Genomic DNA, 19,115 nt, shown 5'->3' on the forward strand with positions numbered 1-19,115 from the left:
TCCCTCCGCACCACCACCACCCCCCGCGACCTCCCGAGCATCACCCACCTCACCACCCTCTCCCACGCCCTCTCCGAGGCATACCGCACGGGAACCATCCCCGAGGGAACATACGATGTTCCCGAAGGACACCTCCCGTACGAATCCTGGAAAAACACCCTCAACCCCTTCCTCACAGAATCCCTCACCACGAACAAGAGCGAAGAGCTCAAAGCATCCTTCCCCGGTATTGAATCCTCTCCTGATCCCCTCGAGTTCCTCATTCAATACCAAGAGGAATTCTTCCAAACACAGTACAACGACCCCGACTTCACCATTGACCGGAACATCCTCCACCTCTCCAAAGAACGCATCGCAGACATCGTCGCCTCCATCGAGCGCGGAGAGACCGACTTCCCGGTCATTGTTGCCCCACCCCGAAGAGAAACTCTCACGGACAAAGAAACATGCAATCCCTCCCTCGGAGGTCTCCCCCGTACTCTCACCCGCGTGCTGTTCGATCGGATCATTCGGAGGCAGCGCATCAAATTTCGGGACTCAAGGGATCCCATCCTCAACGACTTCTTCAACAAACTCCGTGACCTCAACCTCCATGACCTCACGCGGAATGAGCTCCCCCCAGAAGACCCCAACTACATCCCCATTTCCTTCAAAAAAGAACACGTCCTCCAATACCTCACCGCGCTGTACCCCACGCTCAAACGTCAAGGGATCATTGATCAAGAGATCAACGAAACCCCTCCCCCCACTCTCCATTTCATGAAGTGGGAGCAACATCCACCCACAAGCAGAATCATCCCCAACACCACGGAAACCATCGGAAACAAGTCTCTGATTGATGCCGTCACCCATCACTACCCCCTTCCACCTCTTTCTGCATACCTCATCTTGTTTGCGCAGTACCGTGAGAAGACGGGGGAGCCCCTGGATGACTTCCTCCAATCAGGAGATGGAGGTACCTGGTCCTGGATCTTTGGGGTCATAGACCCGAGTACCGCGTCCAAGTGGCCGTCCGTGTATGCGGGCTGGGGTCCCGATGGACTACTCGTGAATCATAATCGCCCCGAGGATGCGATTAAGTTTTCGCGGCTGCGCGTAGCGCGTTGAGCCCTCATAACGGCGTCATTGCGAGGAGTCCCCGACGCGGCAATCCCGGTCATACCAGCACAACGGTGAAAGCCCTGTACGCTCTATGACCGGGATTGCCACGCCTCTCGGATTCGGCTCGCAATGACAGAGGTGTATGATGGATGCTGACCCTTACCTTATGCAGCCACTCCTCATCGCCAACTGGAAGATGCAGCTGACCGATGCGCAGAGTGCGCGCATTGCGGATGCGGTACGGCAGTGTCGTGCATCTGGGGTCTCCGTGGTGCTCTGTCCATCGTTCACCGCCCTCCCCGAGGTTGCGCGTGTTATTGACGGAGCGGATATCGCGCTGGGGGCACAGGACTGCGCGTTCGCAGAGCACGCCGCGCTCACGGGTGAGGTGAGCCCCGATGACCTCGTGCGGGAGGGCTGCACGTACGTGCTCATCGGTCACTCGGAGCGTCGCCATGTGCTCGGTGAGTCCGACGAGGTGGCGGGGAAGAAGCTTTGTGCTGCCGCCCGTGCCGGACTCCGCCCCGTCCTCTGTGTGGGCGAGACCGCGGCGGAGCGCGAGGCCGGTTTGCGCAATGCGGTACTCGAGCGGCAGTGCACCGCAGCACTTGCGAGCGCTGCGCTCGATGAGGTCATCATCGCGTACGAGCCGGTGTGGGCGATCGGCACCGGCGTACACGCCGCACCGGATGACGCATCGGAGGCCGCCGACACCATCACCGCGCTCGTCGCGAAGTTTGGCATCCGTGCGCGTATCCTCTACGGTGGGAGCGTTGATGCGACGAACGTCGCGGATTTCCTCCGCGCGGACGGGATCACCGGTGTTCTCGTGGGCACGGCGAGTCAGTCCGCCGATGATCTCTGTGCGCTCATCGGCGTTGCGGTAGCAATGACAGAACCCCTATGATGACCATGATCGGTTTGGTGCTCGTCGGTATCGGTATCGTCACGATCGTCGTGCATGTCGTGCGCGCGTGGCCGCGATTGAAGCGGCTGCGCGGTCGGAAGAAGCCCGAGGTGACGCGGGATCATGCGGCGATGAATCGTATCCTCATTGATCGGCTGTCGCGGCGCGCGAAGACGCTCAGTGATGCCGCCGGACGCAAGGTGCAGAAGCAGCTCATGGGTGCGCACGCGAACCTCGAGCGCGGGTACCGGAAGCTGCGGCTCCTCGCGAACGATCATGCGGTGATTCCTGAGGCGGGAACGGAGGCGATGAGCTGCGAGACGCGTATCGTCGCCGCGCAGGAGGCAATTGATGCCGGTGAACTCGACCGCGCGGAGGAATCGTACCTCGCATGCCTCAAGGTTGACGCGAAGTACTATGGCGCGTACCGTGGACTTGCAGCGATCTATCGGCTCCGTAAGGAGGACGAGCTCGCGGAGGAGACCCTGCGGTTCCTGAGCAAGCTCTACCCGAACGACGTCGAGGCGCACTGCGCGTTCGCAGAGGTGCTCCAAGCGCGCGGAAAGCACGAGGCGGCACTCAAGGCGATGGAGGCCGCACTGCGCATCGAACCCAAGAACCCGCGCCTCCTTGATTTTGCCACCGGACTTGCTATTGTGAATCATAACCGCATTCGTGCGGTGCAACTCCTCGGGAAGCTGCGAGCCGTCAATCCGGACAACCAGAAGATCGAGCAGCTCGAGCAGTCCATTTCCGAACTCTAGGCCCAGATAGCTCAGTTGGTAGAGCGCATCCATGGTAAGGATGAGGTCACGGGTTCAACTCCCGTTCTGGGCTGTCGGGCGGGTCGCGTAGCGGCAATCGCACCTGGCTGTAAACCAGGGGTCTTACGACTCCGTGGGTTCGAGTCCCACCCCGCCCACCAAAAGCATCCGACTTCCGTCGGGTGCTTTTGGTTTTCTTTACCATTTTCCCTTGTGGAAAAGAAAAGTAGCGTTTCCCTGGTGTTTTGCTACGCTGGAAGTACAAACGTCGATATTATTCCTTCATTTTCACTTATTTTGGCGTAGTTGAGCCACACAAGTACTATGGCAAAGCTGACGAAGTCGCAGATCTTCGCCGCACTCGCGGAAAAGGCGGGTGTGAGCAAGAAGGACGCCCAGTCGTTTTGGGAAGCGATGTACACGCTCGCGATCAGCGAGGTTCGATCGAACGGCGAGTTCACGTTCCCGGGCGTCGGGAAGCTCGTGAAGGCACACCGCAATGCACGCGTGGGTCGCAATCCGGCAACGGGTGAGCAGATCCAGATTCCGGCGAAGACCGTCGTGAAGTTCCGCGTTGCGAAGGCCGCAAAGGACAGCATTCTCTAGTCGCCACGGGCACACGAGTAAAGCGGTCCGATGTCCATCGGGCCGCTTTGCGATAGGGGGGGTAGTTGATGGATTCCCGATCGTGTGCTACGGTTGGCATGTACCGATGGAGCTCTGCGGGTGAGCGAAAGGTGGTGGCGCTGTTCGTTCAATGCGCTGCCGATTGCTCGCGGTCGGCAACGTGCCGCCCTAGCTCAACGGCAGAGCAACGGTTTTGTAAACCGTAGGTTCCGGGTTCAAATCCCGGGGGCGGCTCCAAAAAAATTATCACGGTTCTCGTCACGCCTATGTCACAAGATTACCGCGCCAAGCTGGAGTGCACCGAGTGTCACCGGCTGAACTACAACACGACGCGCAACAAGAAGCGCCTCTCGAAGGTTCGGCTGGAACTCAAGAAGCACTGCAAGGCCTGCGGCACACATGTGCTGCACAAGGAGACGAAGTGACCTCGTCGGTCGGAAGATGCACGATGGGATCCTCCCATGAACTCCATCCTCACCATCCTCACGACATCTGCGTTCTTCGCGAACAGCGCAATGGCACTGACCGTGCCGATCGTCGCGGTATTTATCGTGGAGGATCTCGTGGGTGGCTCCGTAGCTGCCGCAGGATTCGCGGCGACGATCTACATGGTCGTGAAGGCACTCCTCCAGATTCCCGTTGGCCGGTATACGGACGGGGACTCGGGATGCATGCGCGAGTACGGCGTGATGCTTGTTGGTCGCGTCCTGCTCGTCGCGGTGCCGTTCCTCTACCTCTTCATTGACCACATCCGCGAGCTCTACATGCTCCAAGTGCTCGCAGGAATTGGTGCGGCGCTCGTGTACCCCGGGTGGATGGTACTCTTCACGCGATTTGCTGATCACCAGCAGGAAGGCCGCGAATGGTCGTGGTTCAACACGCTCGTCACGTTTGGCGGAGCTGCTGCGGCATCGTTCGGCGGATGGAGCGCGCAGCGATTTGGGTTCGATGTTGTATTCATTACCTGGGGCATCCTCGAAGCGATATCCCTCATGACGACGCTGTTCCTCTCGCAGCATCACACCGATCTCGCTACAGGTTGCGCCACCGTCCGCCGCAAGCATATCGTGCACAATGTGCATTGTGCATAAAAAAATCATGCCAACCTGCTGGTGTCTGATCGTTGATGCGCGTGCGTCTTTGGGGGTGTGGTGAAGTGGTATCACAGAGGTCTCCAAAACCTTTGTCGGGGGTTCGATTCCCTCCACCCCTGCCATTGTGGAAGAACGGCCGCGAAAGCGGTTGTTCTTTCGTTGATGCAGCCACTTTCATCGAGTTCTAACCGTTTCATGTCGACTGTAACGGTGGGGGAGTGCTGTTTGAGCGTCACCCATACAGAGTGCGCATCTATGGCGAGTTTTCGGTCCAAGAGCGAGAAGTTCGAACCAAGTGCTGAAAGCACCCGCCTCTTGGTTGCAAGATCACCCTCCGCGAACCAGTGACGCGCGTAGGTTGAAAACTTGAAAATTTGTTCAAGTTGTTCAATCCATCTTTCGTCATCACCTTCGGTGTCCCGGAGCCGCGCTTTGAGCCCGTCTTGTTCAACTCGCGTCTTTTCTTTTCTGAGTGCGTATTCCTCCTCGTTTAGCTCATTGGCGATCCGAAGGTCGAGTAGCCGCTCTAGGCGCGTCTGGGAGGCATTGTAGGCGTCCTGGATGCCCTTTCTTGCCGCCCTGCGATCTGCAGATGTCTCTCGGTTTAGAGACCTAATGTGCTTGACCGCCCACTTCTGGAACGCCTCGGGAATTTCGATCTCCTCAAGTAGCTCATTGACCTGTCCCTCCAGTACTTCACTGCGGATCGTTTTTTGCGAGCATGGCGTCTTTCCCCGCTTTGAACAATGGTAGTAGATGTACTGCTTTTCATTCTTGTACTTGTCTTCTGCGACAACCGAATACCCACACTCACCACAACGGATAAGCCCCGAGTAGGCAAACTCCTTGAACTTCGGACGCCGAATCGGTCTTCCCATTATTTTCTGGACTTGTAGGAACTCATCTTCGGTGACCATCGGCGTGTGAGCTCCTTGGTATTCTTTTGTCTCCCCATCCTCTTCCTGGTGGGCGATGATGCCGCGGTAGAAAGTGTTGCTAAAGAGCTTGTAGATCACGCTCTTAGATATCGGAACCCCACCGAGACGCTTTCGCGTCGGCGTGCGAAAATTCCACTCGTCATTTGCAATCCTCCGAATGTCTTCTGGGGAATAGGCGCCCGTGAGCATGAGATCCCACATTTTTTTCACTGCGGAGAAGCGTTCAGGGTCAGGGACGATGGTGTGGTCATCCAGTTTATTCAGATAACCAAGAGGGGCAAGCCCTGGCTTCCATCCGATTTCCAGCTTCGCCCGGATGCCTCTTCGCACGTTCTTGCCCAGGTCGGAGACGTATTTGTGTGCCATCCCAAACTCGACGTACATGAGGAACATGCTTTCATCTCCGGGGAGATAAACCTGTCCTGGGGTAATGATCTCGAGCTTCTGTTGCTCACGCGCCCAGATGACACGGCCGCCATCAACCGGATTGCGCGCGAGTCGATCGAGTTTCCAGCAGAGGATGCCATGGATCTCCCCATTTTCCACGCGCTCCAGGAGTCGCGTGAAAATAGGGCGCCCCGGCTTCTTGGCCGTCTTTGACTCCTGTAGTATTTCAGAGATACGCAATCCTTGACGCTTGGCGATCTGTTGTAACTCGTTGATCTGGGAATCAATTGAAAGCACCTGTCGATCCTCAGATTCGGTCGACTTCCGCGCGTAAATGACGTAGTGCTTTGTGTGAGTCATAAAAACCAAAGTGGGCGGCACCTGACTACCCAACAGCGATGAAGCACGTTGGCAGGAACCGCCCACTCTAGTGGCGACTTCTTACGCTTCATCCTCGAACGTTGGGTAGTAACCCAAGTATACCCTAATTCCCAATAGCATTCGAAATTGCCATGTACGCGTCTATCCCCCTCTCAAAGCCCGTTTTTGCCTTTCTGCGCTGCAGTGTCCCGTACCGTTTTGTTGGTTGGCCTTTCCAATACCGAACCCTCATTTCCTCATTCTTCTCACAGAGCTTGGTGCAGCGCCATGCGGCATTGAGATAGCCGAATCGTCCCGTGTGCGTTTCTTTTTGGCTCTCGTAGCACAGGTTGTAACATTTTCGACAGCCATAGTACCTGCCTCCGTAGTAGAGAACGGCCACGCGCTTCCTGCAGGCAACACCCTCTTTGATGAGTGGGCAGATGAACCAGTATCGTTTCCCTCCAAAGTGGCACGGTGTTGTAGTGAGCCACACTTTGTAATCGTAGTCTGTTTTCTTTCCATCCTGTCTGCTCGTCGTGGTGTAGTAAAAGCGTATGTATGGGGCATCTGGATAAGTATCGATTTCAATGCCTACGCTGCTTTCACTGCCTCCTCGTGTCCACGTGATTTGGTGATGCCCCCATTTTGGTTCAGTGGGAAGCATCCCTTTTTGTTTGAGCCAAGAGAGTGATATTGATTGCGTGCCCTCGCATGTATCCTTGCCCCACATAGATCGAAATCAATAGGACTTCACAGAAGAAAGGATTTTGCGTTTTGTCTGGATACACACAGGGCCGGAATTGCTTAGAAAATATATTTCTAAGCAAAACTGGCCCTGTGTCCGCGTGCTCTCAGCTCACCATATTCGTCTGAGCAGAACCATTCGAACTCTTTTTTGATGGTCACGATCCTCATGGGTCGGCCTGCGTCGTTGTTGGTCTTTTGGTCTTCAGTGTTCACAATGCCAAGGACGTGCAGCGTCTCGATTTCTTTGAGTGCGGTAGGATTGCTGCAGTTTATTGCGTCCATTACGATTTCCGTACTCACGGTGCCTCCGTGTTCAAGGATTGCGCCCAGAAGACGAACACGGTTGAGTTGTGCGGATTGTAGGGCCACATCAATGGCTACCCAGAGATCCGCTTCGGCAATCTGCGTTCTTCCCGAGATGAGCGCGTGACCACGCACGAGATTATACAAGCAGGTGCTAATGCGATCCGGTTTTTCGATGACGACATTCGTGTAGTGCTGCTCGTCGCTCTCGTCGTTGCTCCAGACACTGATCGTGCCGCGCAGGCGTGCGAGGAGCCGTGCACATCGGGCGATGATTCTTCGGAGATGCACTGGATCTCCTTCATTGTCCCATGCCACACCCCCAGAATGGTGTTTCCAGAGATTCAACGCAAAGTCGCACGTCGCATCGCGACACTCCTGTTCCTTGAGTTTGTAACTTGGTTTTGCGAGTTGTTCTGCAAGCGCATCTTCGGACTTGTCAGGCGAATGCATGTTCACGAAGAACAGACGGCTGCCCAGATTCCCCATCGTTTTGAACACGCGCGGCTGAATGGGTGTGCTCCCTGCAAGGAACATGAATACGAAGTTTCCTCGATACCCGCGCTTCCCGTGGATGCCGCTGTCCGTCTCAAGCCCCTCGCCGTCGAACACCCGTGTCATCACACCAAGATTCTTCACCAGTGTTTCTTGGCGTTCAGCAAAGATCGGTGCCAGATCACGCACGACGAACATCTTGAATCGGATTCGTGGTAGCAGATCAATTTCTTCCAGCTGTTCACGTTTGACATTGGATGCGTGGGAGACAAGCGATGATGGCGTAAAGCTATCGCTGGCGTAGGAGATTCCCTGAAGGTCCGCGAAGAAGTTGAGCGTAATTGTTTTCCCTGCCGACGGTACGTCAATCAATACAAGCCCAAACGGATTCCGGATGTCCTTGATGAGCAGCTGTGCAAGCACGGACATGCAGATTTCGGATACCGTAAGGAACTCAGGGAACCGCGATGATAGCGCCTCTCGCCATGCTTCGATGGTCATGGTTCTCTGTGGTGGCGGAACATCTGCATAGCGCAACTCCGACTCCTCAAGTTGCGCTAATGTTTTTCCGGCTGTCAGTATTTCTCCAAAGTCATCAGGTGTCCGCTTCAGGCGCGCAAAGAAGTCCGTTACGTCCCCCTTTTCTCCAACGTCCCCCGGAAGCTCGCAAATTTTTGCATGGGGTATGAGCTTGCCAACCATGAGCGCCCCAGCGCGTCCCTGTGCGTCATGATCGTAGACAATGTGCACTTCCGGGACATTCGAGAGCAGCTGCGCCCATTCTTGCTTGAAGGTGCCCGCCCCTGCGGTGCCGGAGACAGCCAGGATGCCATTTGAGAGAAGAACGAGTGCATCCAGTTCCCCCTCGCAGATCACCACAGATATCGCTCCTTTGAGCAGGTGAACTCCGTAGAGGGCCGCCTGCGCCCCCTTGGGTGTTTTGTAGCGCGGCTCGTCGTTGCTGCCCGGAGCCGCACGTCTTCGAGCGTAGAGCCATGCTCCACTTTCGTCGGCAATCGGGATGGTGATGTGGCTGCCATCCCATCCGAGTTTTGCATCCCCAATGACAAGGTCACTGAGACCCCGATCGTCCTTGAGGTATTGACGGATATGATCGGGGAGATTGTTGTGCCATGTAACGATTTGATCCTTTGAGATTTGTGAGGAAGCTGCGTTCTTTTGCTCGTGCTGCACCGTCGCGGCGCGGCCCTGCGTGTGCTCTATCAGGCCAAGCTTGTACGGGTCATCTCCGAGGTGCTGGATGAGCTGTGAGATGTGGCCGCTCGTTTTGCACTTCTGGCAGCTGTAGACCTGCTTTGCGGTATTGATGTAGAAGTGTCCCGCGTGACGCACCTTCACGTCGCAGTCATTGAAGGGACACCGCATCACTAATTCATTACCGGTGCATTCTTTGAATTTGATGTTTCTCGTGCTAAGATATTGTTGTACATCCATACTGTTCTAGCTCCTCGAGGGGAGAGAGCGAGGGGTCATGCCGACTCCTCGCTCTCGCTATTTCCGAGAGGCAAAAACTCCGTGACTTTGACATGCTCTTTCCCACTTTGTGACATGGCATTCCTCACGACGATTTTGAGCTTCCTTCCGATCATCTCCTCGAGATCCAGCCCCTCGATCATTTCGTGCGATGTGAGCTTTCGATTGAGGACCGCCTCGCACATGGGCAACAGCTTGCCCTTGGGGTGAAGGGTGGGGGATGTCCAAAGACGAATGCTTTTCTCCCCGAAGGACTCGAACTCGAACATGAGCTGCACCCTCTCCTCATCGGAGTAGTGCTGGACCTCTTCGTAGCTCTTGAGACGCACGACGTGGATTCCCGCCTCCAGAATGTTTGATGATGTGCTGCGAACCAAGTAAGACATGCGATTGTGGGGTGAGTGAATAAAATAATTCCAAGCCCAGAATCAGGGCGGATCCCTGTTCATTGGACGATAAACCGCGAGCATCAGCGACAAAACGCGCTCGGCGTAATCGTGGGCTGCCTCAACGTCGAGATCCTCCCCAAATTCCCGCCACCAAATCTCGTGGAATTCATTGATGGTGGTCTCGGGGATCCTCATACGCGACGCACCGAAAACACCTGCGCCTTCAGCAGCTTCAGGGCATTGAAGTACGCGAGCGCATCAACCTGGAGCTTCCCGTTCCAGTACGCCTCCACCTTCTCGTTGATCGTTCCGTCGTCAGCGAAAACGAAAGCCACGCGTCGAGCATCAATTGGCTCCACGCGTAACAACTGCGTTCCTTGTAGTGATTTGAGTGCCCCGCTCAGTCCCAGGTCAGAGCTGGCAAATTCTCTATTCATATTCATCCCTTCAGAAATCAACACTAACTTCGTTCAATCTCCCATTTTGTCCATCGGGGCCGTAAGGGGGATGAGGTCGGGTACACAAAACGAAAGAATGGGCTTTGTGTAGCCCATTCTTTTACCTAATCCACACCCGAGATGTACCCGATGTAGTGCGCTAGAATTTCCAGCGGTATTGTTTCTCGCTCCTCACGTTTCCTCCGAGGGGTTGGTCCTCGATGATCTCCGAGTACTTCCCCCCGGATGTTTTAGCGACCCGCTGATTGATTCCTTTAATTGCCTTACGAATCTCCTCAGTGTATTTTTTGTTGGTTCGTTTTGAGTGTAGTTGTTGGCTGATGGTACTGTATCCAAACCAGTTCCTTTGAGCGTCTTTGTAGAAAAAGTTGATGAGGTCACTACGAATGCCCGGCTCAAATCTAATCGGTTGGGACATATTAGGAAGAGTTAGGACACTCTTATCGCTCTCGGGGTCGCTACTACGGCCTCCATATATGAAAAACGCCCGATCGGATGGATTGCGCGCACTCCGACCCTTTGCCCCCATCGGTATTCTTGTTTCGGTCGGCTTGATTCTTGTTGTCACGCTCGCTTCGTTGGAGTTGAAGATTTGGATTGTGGGTGCTGCAGTTTGATGCCGTGTTTGAGTCGGTTGCTGTGCCGCCTCTTTATTGTCCCCCCTCTTGACGCTGTTGGAGTAGCGGTCTAGCTTTTCAATGTCAGGAATAAGGTATATGACTGGGCCAACAGTTCTGATGAGGTACGCCAAATCTACATCTACGGGTGTGTTGTTGTCGTAGGAAGAAAATTCAATTATCACTCCCTCATCCTTCAATCGCCAGAGAATGGAATTGATTTCGATGCGAGTGAGACCCTTAGCTAGGAGTGTTTCAGTTTCTAGGGCGACTCCAAGGCCTGCTTCGAAGTCTATGAGTACATCTCCGTAATGATCCCAATTTTCTCTGTTCGATACATTTTGATACTTTCTTGCCACTGTCTGTAAATTGGCCTTTTCTTTACTTGAGCAAAGGCCAATTTGTACTTGTATTGCGTTTACGACTATTGCGATTTTTTCGAGAGCTTCATGCATATTCATCGATTATCATTCTATGCTCAACATAGCCGGATTTTAGTCGAAATGCAATTCATTCGCACATGGTAGTTCTCGCGTTGTTGAATGTGCTACGATATAAATTGTCCAAGCTCAACCGAAAATGAGTAGCTGACCCGCCTCACGGCTGGTTGGCCAGGGTTAGCGCCTAAAAGGGGGCACCCTGGTTAAAACAATCGGGCACTAACCGTGTTCGGTTGGGCTTGGACACCACTTAGGGTGTCCCTTTTTGTTTGCCTTCAGGGCTTGACACTACGCTATGCTCAAACGCCTCATTTTGGCAGTGGTAGCATTGGTGCTTTTAGGATTTGGATGCTTTGCGCCAAAGTATTTGGCACCTCCAGAATTCATCAAGTTACCAGATGCGACTGGAAGTCCTTTGCGAATTGAGGGTGTTGGCTTCAAGGGGGCGACAACTTTGTTGTACGTAGACGATGAGTTGGTTGAAAGCTTGGCTAACGATAAGAGTGGCAACTTTAGCACCGAGCTTTTATTTTTGGAAAGTGGGCAGATCGAGTTACATGCAAAGCAGCAGTATGGAGGCACGATTAGCGAACCCTCTTCGGCGGAAAAAGTGTTGGTGGATGTTGACCCACCTGAAGAATCTTTGACATTGTTGTCCGAAATTCCTTCCTTTACTACAGCACAAGAATTCAGCGTTAAGGGTCGGGCTTCGTTAGATTCATTCGTCGTGGTTAATGACCGGGCGATAGAAGTAGATTCAGATGGAAATTTCGTTGCACAGCTCCCGCTCAAGGAGGGAACAAACAAGTTCACTTGGAAATTGCAGGATGTATACGGAAATGATACGGGAGTTTTAAAAAGTTCAGAAATTGTAGTTGATGCTACGGCACCAGAAATCTCGACATCAAGACTAGCACTGTCATTTGCGGATAGAATGCCGCAGGCAAGCACAAAAGAAATCGTCTATCTTGACAGTGGCAGCGTTCATCTTTATCCACCCGCAGCGACTGCTGTTCTTATAGAAGGAGAAGTACGAGGAGAGTTATCAGCATTAACCCTAGATGGGAAAAGGATTCATTTGGATGAGCGAGGAAGGATTAATCAACGCGTACCGCTGTATCTCAGATTCGGTTCCAATAAGTTCAAAATTGTTGCGAAAGATCTTGCGGGTAACAGCACCACCGAATACATGAGCATCGAAATCGTTTCAACTGAAGACCAAAATAATCAAGATATTCTCGACAGATTAGATGATCTTGAGGGGAGTATTGACGATTTGCGGTATTAGCCTATGCGCAGAAGCATACAAAAACTTCGTCATTACGCCAGTAGCATCATAATCGTATTGGTGCTGATTTCGGCCTTTTTTGGTACTGTGCGTCCAGTATTCGGGCATCCCGGTCGTACCGCTTCTGATGGTTGTCATTACTGCAGGACAAATTGTGATAGTTGGGGAGTGGCATGGAATGCACGGCACTGTCATGGCGGGTATATTGCGCCACCATCCTATACGCCGCCTCCTACGCTAATCCCGAAGACTCTAACTGCAGCGGAGGAGCACCGGATGCTCGCGATCGTCACCGAAGTGATTGATGGGGACACCGTCCGCGTTCGTCTATCGGACGGCACGATCGAAAAAGTACGAATTATCGGCATGGATACGCCAGAATCGAAAGACCCGAGAAAGACCGTGGAGTGCTTCGCCCATGAGGCAACCGAGCACCTTAGGGACATGCTCAAGGGATCGAGCAATGTGACGACCTTGGTGCGCGACGACATCAGCGGCAATCGAGACACGTACCAGCGATTGCTACGACACCTCGAAATCACACCAACAGCAGACGTTACAGAGCGGGATGTCGCGAGGCGTATGATTCGAGACGGGTACGCCTATGCATACACGAAATATCCATTTGAAAAGGTCAAAATGGAGCAACACATCGCTGCTGAAAAAGAAGCTCGCACACAAGCACTAGGGCTTTGGGCGCCTGGAGAATGTGAAGAGGATCCGCGTGTCGCTGCTCATGCAAACTCGAAGACAACAGATGACAAGCTAACACCATCACTTGACAATCCTGTAGAAGCTGGTAAAGATATATCGAACCCAAAAGATGGGAACAATTCGACCGACGAACAGGAGCAAACAACCGATGAAGGATGGCCAGGACTCGCACTGTTTATTGTCGTACTTGGAGGCATCGCCTACATTGCGCGACCAAGTACTTGGAAGAAATGGGCCAAGTGACGCCAACGCAGCAGAAATCGTGATATGAGCATACAAAAACGAATCTTAATGGGGTTGATGACCATGATATTGGCTGCATCTTCGTTCGCGTTTGCTATAGATGCTGATGCCAGCGTTCGTGTGCGTGGGTACTACCGTAAAGACGGAACGTATGTGCAGCCGCACTATAGGAGCAACCCGGACGGAAATCCGTATAACAACTGGAGCTATCCAGGGAATACCAACCCTTACACTGGTGAAACGGCAAAAGGAAATCCAGCTACAAATCTACAAAACAGTAGAACGTATAGCTCATCACCGATACTGACACCCGTGCTGAAACCATCCATCCCTTCTCTGGCTCCTGCGGTGCCTGCACGCGTTTCTGTGTCCCCTGTGGCAACGCCACGCCAGTACATCCCACCATCTAACCCCACGGGCATTACCACAAATGAGCAGGAGGATGGATCGTTACTCGTCAACTTTATCGGAGCATCAGATGCGGATGGAGTAGTAATAAAATTTAATGTCGCGCTGTCCTCAAGCGATCCTAAGTATAAGGACCTATCCGAATTCCGTTGGATAGAGACATCAGCTGGTATCGCGTCTTACTCTATTCCTGCTTATCTTCGATCACAAAATTGGTGGATACTCGTGAGGACGCTCGACAACGACAGCATTATCACTAGGACTGCCGTCTACTTTCCATTCAATCCCTCTTCGAATACTTCGCCTGTTGCGCAGCAACCAACGACATACGCCGTTCCGAGGACTAGGCGGTATGTAACGCCGCAAGTCCCCATACAGAATATTCGAGCAGCATCGAATCTCGATGCTGAGGTACTTGAGCGAGCGAAACCAGGTTGGTTGTACGACATTGTTGCTGAATACCCTAAGTGGTACGAAGTGTCATGGTTTAGTAATCGTGACGGGAAAGTACATCGTGGTTGGATGATGCGCCAATATGCGAAGGTTGTAAGTTACTAGCATCTTCATGAATCTACCCATTCTGCCACTAGCCGTGTGGTACAGCAATCGCCATGGCCAGATGCACGGATGGATGATGAAGCAGTACGCGCAAGTGCTGGTCCAGTAAATGCCTGACACCCACATGCGATCACCTGCGACGATCATCATTGTCAGTGCCATGCTGCTTGTTGGCACAGGATGCGGGAGCTCCAGATACGAATACGATGCCTATTATGATGGGGGCAGCGTAGACGAGCACGAGTATGAGTACACGGTCGAAGAACCCGAGCCATACTCTGGCTCGACAACTGTTGAAGCGTGCAGTCAAAGCAGTGGTAACTGCTACGATCTCGACGCTGATATTTCCGATGGGGAGGTTGAAACAATCTACTTTCCGAACGGCGGCTACCTTGAACTAGATGACGCGGAACTCGATGAGTATGGTTCGGGATCAGGATCAACTTACGACGATGAGTGGGAGATCCAGTGTGATGACTGCGCTTGGGAGCACTAAGCACTGATATGTCAGAATCAGCGACAAAAACACGTTACGCGAACCGCGCCGTGATCATGGTGACGATCACAAAAGTCATAGGAATGGTAGCCCTCGTTGCTTTCGTGGCCGCGTTTAGGATTCTACCGGCCATCCTCTTTCTCGCAGCGGCGGTTTTCGTGACGAGTAGGCTAAGAGAGCCCGTATGATTACCAACCCATCACTCACTCCATCAACTGCTGATAGGGGGGGCGAGACGAATAAACCAAGTCAAAGTGTCGCTCAGACCATGAGGACAAGTCAAACCGTAAAATTTGGTATTGGCATGCTCCTCTCTCTTGGTACTAGGGGTGCCTTTCCTCCCGCATCCTATTCAGAGGCATTGTTTCCCGGAGTACTTGTGGCTGTCACACTACTGCCAGTCTATTTACTATTCTTGATCGGTTTATTGCTAGTAATCGCAGCCATTCGACCATTGGAGGATAAAGTGAAAAGGAAGACGCGCCTGATCACCGGAGGCCTGTATATGCTGTTGTCTGGAGGCACCCCAATGTTTCTTCTGGCAGGCGCAGGATTCATGATCACTGGGTTGAAAACGAAGAAAGTATGATTATCAACCCCTTCCTCAAAACGCGCCTGCTCATCGTAAGAATCATTGGAATTGTAGTCGCCCCCACTAATATATGAGGAGGAATGAAGTCCTACGTACAGCATTTCTGATCGCCGGTATCGCTGGAGTAATCGAAATTGGTACTCAGTCAAGTCAATCAGAGGAATTGGGATTTGTCAGCATCGGTTTTTTGAGTATTCTTACTCCAATTCTTGGTGCTTCAACAGCGGCAGTAATAACAACTTTTTTTGGTACCATTTTTAGCTTCTCAATCCTCTGGTTGATATTGGCGTTAATTTATCACAGGAAGATCAAAACCCTAGAAAATGCCGCACCCTCCTCTGAGAGCAAGCCCTAATCGAATCCCTCATTTTATTTGTGTTATATCGTGAGGCATTATGAATACCGCAAACATCAAAGGATTACTGTACAGCCTTCTCTTTGTCCTCGCAATTGGGATGGCTATTCAGGCTGCAATTTTGTACTTGGATGATGGATCAGTTGGTGAACCACCGGATCCATATGGGGACGCACGCATTGAAAATTGCGGCCCAGGCGGAACGTCGTGCTAATGCTAACCCACAAACTAATGTCCCTCCTAATATGCAGCTTTTCCTCACTCTACTAGCAGCACTTGTCGCATTCGCCGTTCTTAAGGTGGTTTGGCGAAAGGTGATGGGGATTATTGGTCATACGCCGGCGACGCGGAGGGCGGCGCTTGAAGAGTTGATAGATTCTTTGAATGAGGAATCTTCCACCAAAGATGTTGGGGACGGCGGTTCAGAAGCAGAGGCACCGCGCTAGATTGTCTAACCATTTCCGGCCCTCTGTAGTATCCTGAAATCAACAACCAATTCAGCCAATGAGTTTCTGACTTGTTCCACGAGCCCCTGCCAAACAGCACCACACAACAGCAGCCACAAGCGCCCCGCCGCGAAATAAGCGAACCTGACACGGTTTCGGTTCGATCCAGCCGCTCGCGTCCGTGCTTCATGGTGGTGAGAACGCGTGAGGGTTGTACAACTTATGTTTTGTAAAAATTGCGGACAAAAACTTAAAATCGGATCAAAAGTTCTGCACAATGTGCGGACAGGAGTTCCTGCTTCGCAAAAGCAACCTACTGAAAATACGAAGGGTCAAGAATCTTGGGTAAACGGAAAAATTGCTAAAACCGCCGTCATCGTTTTGGTTGTTGCTGTATTAGTTTGGGTATTAGTTTCGGGGATAGTAGCAGTAGCAACATTTGTAATGAACTCCTTTGTTGTTCATTTTAATAATGTAGGATGGGAATCATTTGATTCTGGAGACGCACAAAGTGCCATAAATCAGCTAAGAAGCGCCTCTGATTTAGCAGTTACAAACACAGACAAAGTAAACTCTCTAAAGAACCTCGCTTATGTATACGAGTCGGAGGGACTTTATGATGACGCCCACGATACTTACACAGAAGCACTTTCGCTAACAAGTGAAGGCTCTTTTGACTACCACCTCATCTCCGGCGAAATAGCCCTACTGGAGGACAGGCCAAATACGGCACTCGTAAGCTACAACAATGCTTATGAAAAGAATCAGAATGACGTTCAAATCAATGGCGGGCTAGCGTTGTTCTACTTAGATATTGAGGATACACATCCGCAATATGTGGATTATCTAGAAGCTCTTTCATATGCAAAACGCGCTTACGAGTTCGACACAGAAAAATCTCAAGCATCAAAACAAACCTTGGCAATCGCATATTTTTACAACAACGACTACAATCAGGCAATCTCCTTACTTTCAACATCCAATTTGACTCAACATCCTGACGCCGGTTTTTGGCTTGGCCTCGCTTATTTAAGCGATGGAGATGAAACCAATGGATGCTACTATCTTCAAAAATTTGCAAATGCGGCCGACTACAAATTAAACCCAAGTAATTTTGCAGAAGCCCCGTCTTGCTTTAAGGAATTGAGATGATTCAAGTGGATGGCCAATATGAAGCGCAAACAATCTAACAACGAACTAGATAGATGGACATTAAGTGTCGCTTGGCGCATCGTTAAATATCTTTTGGGACTTTCCTTTGCGATCAATGCTCCAACATGGATGAACGAATTTTTGGAACAAGAAATATCTACAAGGAGTATTACGTTCGGATTTATTGCGGTCGCGCTAGCTCTCGTCGTTGGAATACTCCTCATTATTTCCGCACTACGAGGTCTTGAAAGGGCAACATATCAAAAATTGCTACTCATTACTGGGGGAATATTTCTCGCACTGCCCTTTGCGCTCTCCCTGGCGTCGCCGCTATCGTTGTTCACCGGCGCGGGATTTTTAATAGCCGGCATGAGGTATATACCAAAACGAAAACCACAAATGAAGTTACCGGATGAGCATGTTCCCCCTATCGCACAAAACATGAATCCTCAAGAACAGAAGGCAAGCACAGAAGGCAAGCAGAATCTAAAAAAGCAGAGATCAAATACAATACGTCAACTTAGGCAAAGGTTTTGTCGAGGGGTGCGGGGCCCGGCATCTCGATTCATTCTGATTTCAGCAGCAATTTCTTTCGTTGTATTCGAAATATGGTGGATGCAAATTCGGCCCGCATCTATCAAGAAAGAATGTTCTTGGAAGGAAATGCATAACGATGCTGTTCACGAGATTACTCAGGCGCAGGCAGATAAAGAGAGGGAGGCATGCTTAGAACGACTAGCGCGAGGGTTCAAAAGCCCCTTTAACGACGACATCAATCGAAGATTTGGCGAAGCTAAATGCAATAGCATTAGACCCCAACCATCTCAACCAGAAAAAACATGGTACGAACCGGCAGGAGATGTAGAATACAAACGTTGTCTCCATAACAACGGTTTGTAATTATTTTCACTGATCAAAACATTGCGCCGCCTCATTCGAGTACTCAATGTGAGATGTACCACCAAGAAAATCATGTCAATCCGATTTTGCCCTGTATACGTTGGTCAATCGTTGCGCCGTCGCGTATTCATCAAGAACATCAAACCTGACACCATCTATGCCAAACACAAAAATTAAAAAAAGGAAATACGGCATCCCGTCTTTTCTTGAGGGAGTGATCTCGCAAGAAAAATATGAGAGATGGTTGCGGCGTAAAGCGGCGGCACATTTACGGCGCGACAGAAAGTACGGAAACCGAGTAATCTCTGGCGTGATATACAGAGTCGCGATTCATGAGGCCGTGAAAGAATCGAACGGCAAAGACGCCTACACTGGTGAGCGCCTTGATTGGAAGTCGCTGAGCGAATACTCCAATATAGAGTCAGCGAAGGGTCGGAGAAAATACAGAGCCCGATTCGCCCTCTTGCCGACGGTTGATCATGTTGATGATCGGTTGGCTTCCCCAAATTTTAGGATCTGTTCATGGCGCACCAATGACGCGAAGGGCGATATGACCCTATCAGATTTTTTAAAATTGTGTCGCATGGTAATAGCACATCATGGGAAAAACCACCCAGTGCCACGAAAAGTGAGAGTGGCAGCACCGCAGGAAGGAGGGTAGGGGACGGCGGTTCAGAAGCAGGGGCACCATGCTAGATTTTCTAACCATTTCCGGCCCTCTGTAGTATCCCAGGATCAATAGTGAGCCCAGCAAGAGAGTTTCTGACTTGTTCCACGAGCCCCTGCCATGTCAAAGCCCCGTATTGGACCAATACACATCCTTGACACCACAAAAGAAC

Annotated in this window: 21 protein-coding genes and 4 tRNA genes; 19 read left to right on the forward strand and 6 right to left on the reverse strand. The window is 51.7% G+C overall.

Translation table 11 applies throughout. The features are described from left to right. The 11 genes from Q7S96_03985 to Q7S96_04035 form a co-directional block, all read left to right on the forward strand. A partial coding sequence (locus tag Q7S96_03985) for a hypothetical protein (protein MDO8463401.1) occupies window positions 1-1,107 on the forward strand: 1,107 nt, incomplete at its 5' end. A gap of 160 nt (window positions 1,108-1,267) precedes the next feature. Beyond that, window positions 1,268-2,008 (forward strand): triose-phosphate isomerase, encoded by a 741-nt coding sequence (gene tpiA, locus Q7S96_03990; protein ID MDO8463402.1) that lies wholly within the window; start codon window positions 1,268-1,270, stop codon window positions 2,006-2,008. Next, window positions 2,005-2,772, forward strand: a complete 768-nt coding sequence (locus Q7S96_03995) for a hypothetical protein (GenBank protein MDO8463403.1) — start codon at window positions 2,005-2,007, stop codon at window positions 2,770-2,772. Before tpiA ends, Q7S96_03995 begins: the two co-directional genes overlap by 4 nt. Beyond that, a tRNA-Thr gene (locus tag Q7S96_04000) sits at window positions 2,773-2,845 on the forward strand. Between the two features lie 3 nt (window positions 2,846-2,848). Then, window positions 2,849-2,933, forward strand: a tRNA-Tyr gene (locus Q7S96_04005). 163 nt (window positions 2,934-3,096) lie between these two features. After that, window positions 3,097-3,378: an HU family DNA-binding protein gene (locus Q7S96_04010; protein ID MDO8463404.1), complete on the forward strand. Its 282-nt coding sequence runs from the start codon at window positions 3,097-3,099 to the stop codon at window positions 3,376-3,378. A 183-nt stretch (window positions 3,379-3,561) separates the two neighbouring features. Then, window positions 3,562-3,636, forward strand: a tRNA-Thr gene (locus Q7S96_04015). A gap of 29 nt (window positions 3,637-3,665) precedes the next feature. Beyond that, on the forward strand, window positions 3,666-3,824 hold the full coding sequence (gene rpmG / locus Q7S96_04020; GenBank protein ID MDO8463405.1) for a 50S ribosomal protein L33: 159 nt from the start codon (window positions 3,666-3,668) through the stop codon (window positions 3,822-3,824). A gap of 36 nt (window positions 3,825-3,860) precedes the next feature. Further along, window positions 3,861-4,490 (forward strand): MFS transporter, encoded by a 630-nt coding sequence (locus tag Q7S96_04025; GenBank protein MDO8463406.1) that lies wholly within the window; start codon window positions 3,861-3,863, stop codon window positions 4,488-4,490. Window positions 4,491-4,541: 51 nt separating this feature from the next. Then, window positions 4,542-4,615, forward strand: a tRNA-Trp gene (locus Q7S96_04030). 1,059 nt (window positions 4,616-5,674) lie between these two features. Continuing rightward, a complete protein-coding gene (locus tag Q7S96_04035) occupies window positions 5,675-6,031 on the forward strand; it encodes a hypothetical protein (GenBank protein MDO8463407.1) in 357 nt (118 codons plus the stop codon). A 271-nt stretch (window positions 6,032-6,302) separates the two neighbouring features. Here Q7S96_04035 and Q7S96_04040 read toward each other — a convergent pair whose 3' ends face one another. From Q7S96_04040 to Q7S96_04065, 6 genes are all read right to left on the reverse strand, one after another. Further along, window positions 6,303-6,911 carry a hypothetical protein gene (locus Q7S96_04040; protein ID MDO8463408.1) on the reverse strand — a complete coding sequence of 203 codons (609 nt, stop codon included), beginning with the start codon at window positions 6,909-6,911 and terminating at the stop codon, window positions 6,303-6,305. 89 nt (window positions 6,912-7,000) lie between these two features. Next, a complete protein-coding gene (locus Q7S96_04045) occupies window positions 7,001-9,181 on the reverse strand; it encodes a toprim domain-containing protein (GenBank protein ID MDO8463409.1) in 2,181 nt (726 codons plus the stop codon). 35 nt (window positions 9,182-9,216) lie between these two features. After that, the gene (locus Q7S96_04050; protein ID MDO8463410.1) at window positions 9,217-9,606 is read right to left on the reverse strand and encodes a hypothetical protein; all 390 of its coding nucleotides are present in this window, start codon (window positions 9,604-9,606) and stop codon (window positions 9,217-9,219) included. 42 nt (window positions 9,607-9,648) lie between these two features. Then, window positions 9,649-9,804 (reverse strand): hypothetical protein, encoded by a 156-nt coding sequence (locus tag Q7S96_04055; GenBank protein MDO8463411.1) that lies wholly within the window; start codon window positions 9,802-9,804, stop codon window positions 9,649-9,651. Beyond that, window positions 9,801-10,046: a DUF5659 domain-containing protein gene (locus Q7S96_04060; GenBank protein ID MDO8463412.1), complete on the reverse strand. Its 246-nt coding sequence runs from the start codon at window positions 10,044-10,046 to the stop codon at window positions 9,801-9,803. The genes Q7S96_04055 and Q7S96_04060 overlap by 4 nt, the downstream gene beginning before the upstream one ends. A gap of 160 nt (window positions 10,047-10,206) precedes the next feature. Beyond that, window positions 10,207-11,139 carry a hypothetical protein gene (locus Q7S96_04065; protein ID MDO8463413.1) on the reverse strand — a complete coding sequence of 311 codons (933 nt, stop codon included), beginning with the start codon at window positions 11,137-11,139 and terminating at the stop codon, window positions 10,207-10,209. Window positions 11,140-11,419: 280 nt separating this feature from the next. Between Q7S96_04065 and Q7S96_04070 the strand changes: the two genes are divergently transcribed. From Q7S96_04070 to Q7S96_04105, 8 genes are all read left to right on the forward strand, one after another. Continuing rightward, the gene (locus tag Q7S96_04070; protein MDO8463414.1) at window positions 11,420-12,412 is read left to right on the forward strand and encodes a hypothetical protein; all 993 of its coding nucleotides are present in this window, start codon (window positions 11,420-11,422) and stop codon (window positions 12,410-12,412) included. Between the two features lie 276 nt (window positions 12,413-12,688). Then, the gene (locus Q7S96_04075; GenBank protein MDO8463415.1) at window positions 12,689-13,369 is read left to right on the forward strand and encodes a thermonuclease family protein; all 681 of its coding nucleotides are present in this window, start codon (window positions 12,689-12,691) and stop codon (window positions 13,367-13,369) included. Window positions 13,370-14,459: 1,090 nt separating this feature from the next. Then, window positions 14,460-14,831, forward strand: a complete 372-nt coding sequence (locus Q7S96_04080; protein MDO8463416.1) for a hypothetical protein — start codon at window positions 14,460-14,462, stop codon at window positions 14,829-14,831. Between the two features lie 184 nt (window positions 14,832-15,015). Next, complete coding sequence (locus Q7S96_04085; protein ID MDO8463417.1) at window positions 15,016-15,420, forward strand: hypothetical protein; 405 nt, start codon at window positions 15,016-15,018, stop codon at window positions 15,418-15,420. A 522-nt stretch (window positions 15,421-15,942) separates the two neighbouring features. Beyond that, on the forward strand, window positions 15,943-16,224 hold the full coding sequence (locus tag Q7S96_04090; protein MDO8463418.1) for a hypothetical protein: 282 nt from the start codon (window positions 15,943-15,945) through the stop codon (window positions 16,222-16,224). 222 nt (window positions 16,225-16,446) lie between these two features. Continuing rightward, the gene (locus Q7S96_04095; protein ID MDO8463419.1) at window positions 16,447-17,376 is read left to right on the forward strand and encodes a tetratricopeptide repeat protein; all 930 of its coding nucleotides are present in this window, start codon (window positions 16,447-16,449) and stop codon (window positions 17,374-17,376) included. 18 nt (window positions 17,377-17,394) lie between these two features. After that, window positions 17,395-18,276 carry a hypothetical protein gene (locus Q7S96_04100; GenBank protein MDO8463420.1) on the forward strand — a complete coding sequence of 294 codons (882 nt, stop codon included), beginning with the start codon at window positions 17,395-17,397 and terminating at the stop codon, window positions 18,274-18,276. Between the two features lie 157 nt (window positions 18,277-18,433). After that, entirely contained in the window at window positions 18,434-18,937 is a 504-nt protein-coding gene (locus Q7S96_04105) for a hypothetical protein (GenBank protein ID MDO8463421.1), read from the forward strand. The last annotated feature ends 178 nt before the right edge of the window (window positions 18,938-19,115 follow it).

The sequence above is a fragment of the bacterium genome (assembly GCA_030647005.1).
GTDB lineage: Bacteria > Patescibacteriota > Patescibacteriia > JACPHY01 > JACPHY01 > JAUSKG01.

Coding starts and splice junctions, on each gene's coding strand:
- Q7S96_04040 (MDO8463408.1), bottom strand. CDS start 6,911: ATGTGGGGCAAGGATACATGCGAGGGCACGCAATCAATATCACTCTCT.
- Q7S96_04095 (MDO8463419.1), top strand. CDS start 16,447: ATGTTTTGTAAAAATTGCGGACAAAAACTTAAAATCGGATCAAAAGTT.
- Q7S96_04025 (MDO8463406.1), top strand. CDS start 3,861: ATGAACTCCATCCTCACCATCCTCACGACATCTGCGTTCTTCGCGAAC.
- Q7S96_04050 (MDO8463410.1), bottom strand. CDS start 9,606: ATGTCTTACTTGGTTCGCAGCACATCATCAAACATTCTGGAGGCGGGA.
- Q7S96_04105 (MDO8463421.1), top strand. CDS start 18,434: ATGCCAAACACAAAAATTAAAAAAAGGAAATACGGCATCCCGTCTTTT.
- Q7S96_04075 (MDO8463415.1), top strand. CDS start 12,689: ATGCTCGCGATCGTCACCGAAGTGATTGATGGGGACACCGTCCGCGTT.
- Q7S96_03995 (MDO8463403.1), top strand. CDS start 2,005: ATGATGACCATGATCGGTTTGGTGCTCGTCGGTATCGGTATCGTCACG.
- tpiA (MDO8463402.1), top strand. CDS start 1,268: ATGCAGCCACTCCTCATCGCCAACTGGAAGATGCAGCTGACCGATGCG.
- Q7S96_04085 (MDO8463417.1), top strand. CDS start 15,016: ATGATTACCAACCCATCACTCACTCCATCAACTGCTGATAGGGGGGGC.
- Q7S96_04010 (MDO8463404.1), top strand. CDS start 3,097: ATGGCAAAGCTGACGAAGTCGCAGATCTTCGCCGCACTCGCGGAAAAG.
- Q7S96_04090 (MDO8463418.1), top strand. CDS start 15,943: ATGGGGACGCACGCATTGAAAATTGCGGCCCAGGCGGAACGTCGTGCT.
- Q7S96_04080 (MDO8463416.1), top strand. CDS start 14,460: ATGCGATCACCTGCGACGATCATCATTGTCAGTGCCATGCTGCTTGTT.
- Q7S96_04100 (MDO8463420.1), top strand. CDS start 17,395: ATGAAGCGCAAACAATCTAACAACGAACTAGATAGATGGACATTAAGT.
- rpmG (MDO8463405.1), top strand. CDS start 3,666: ATGTCACAAGATTACCGCGCCAAGCTGGAGTGCACCGAGTGTCACCGG.
- Q7S96_04045 (MDO8463409.1), bottom strand. CDS start 9,181: ATGGATGTACAACAATATCTTAGCACGAGAAACATCAAATTCAAAGAA.
- Q7S96_04055 (MDO8463411.1), bottom strand. CDS start 9,804: ATGAGGATCCCCGAGACCACCATCAATGAATTCCACGAGATTTGGTGG.
- Q7S96_04070 (MDO8463414.1), top strand. CDS start 11,420: ATGCTCAAACGCCTCATTTTGGCAGTGGTAGCATTGGTGCTTTTAGGA.
- Q7S96_04060 (MDO8463412.1), bottom strand. CDS start 10,046: ATGAATAGAGAATTTGCCAGCTCTGACCTGGGACTGAGCGGGGCACTC.
- Q7S96_04065 (MDO8463413.1), bottom strand. CDS start 11,139: ATGCATGAAGCTCTCGAAAAAATCGCAATAGTCGTAAACGCAATACAA.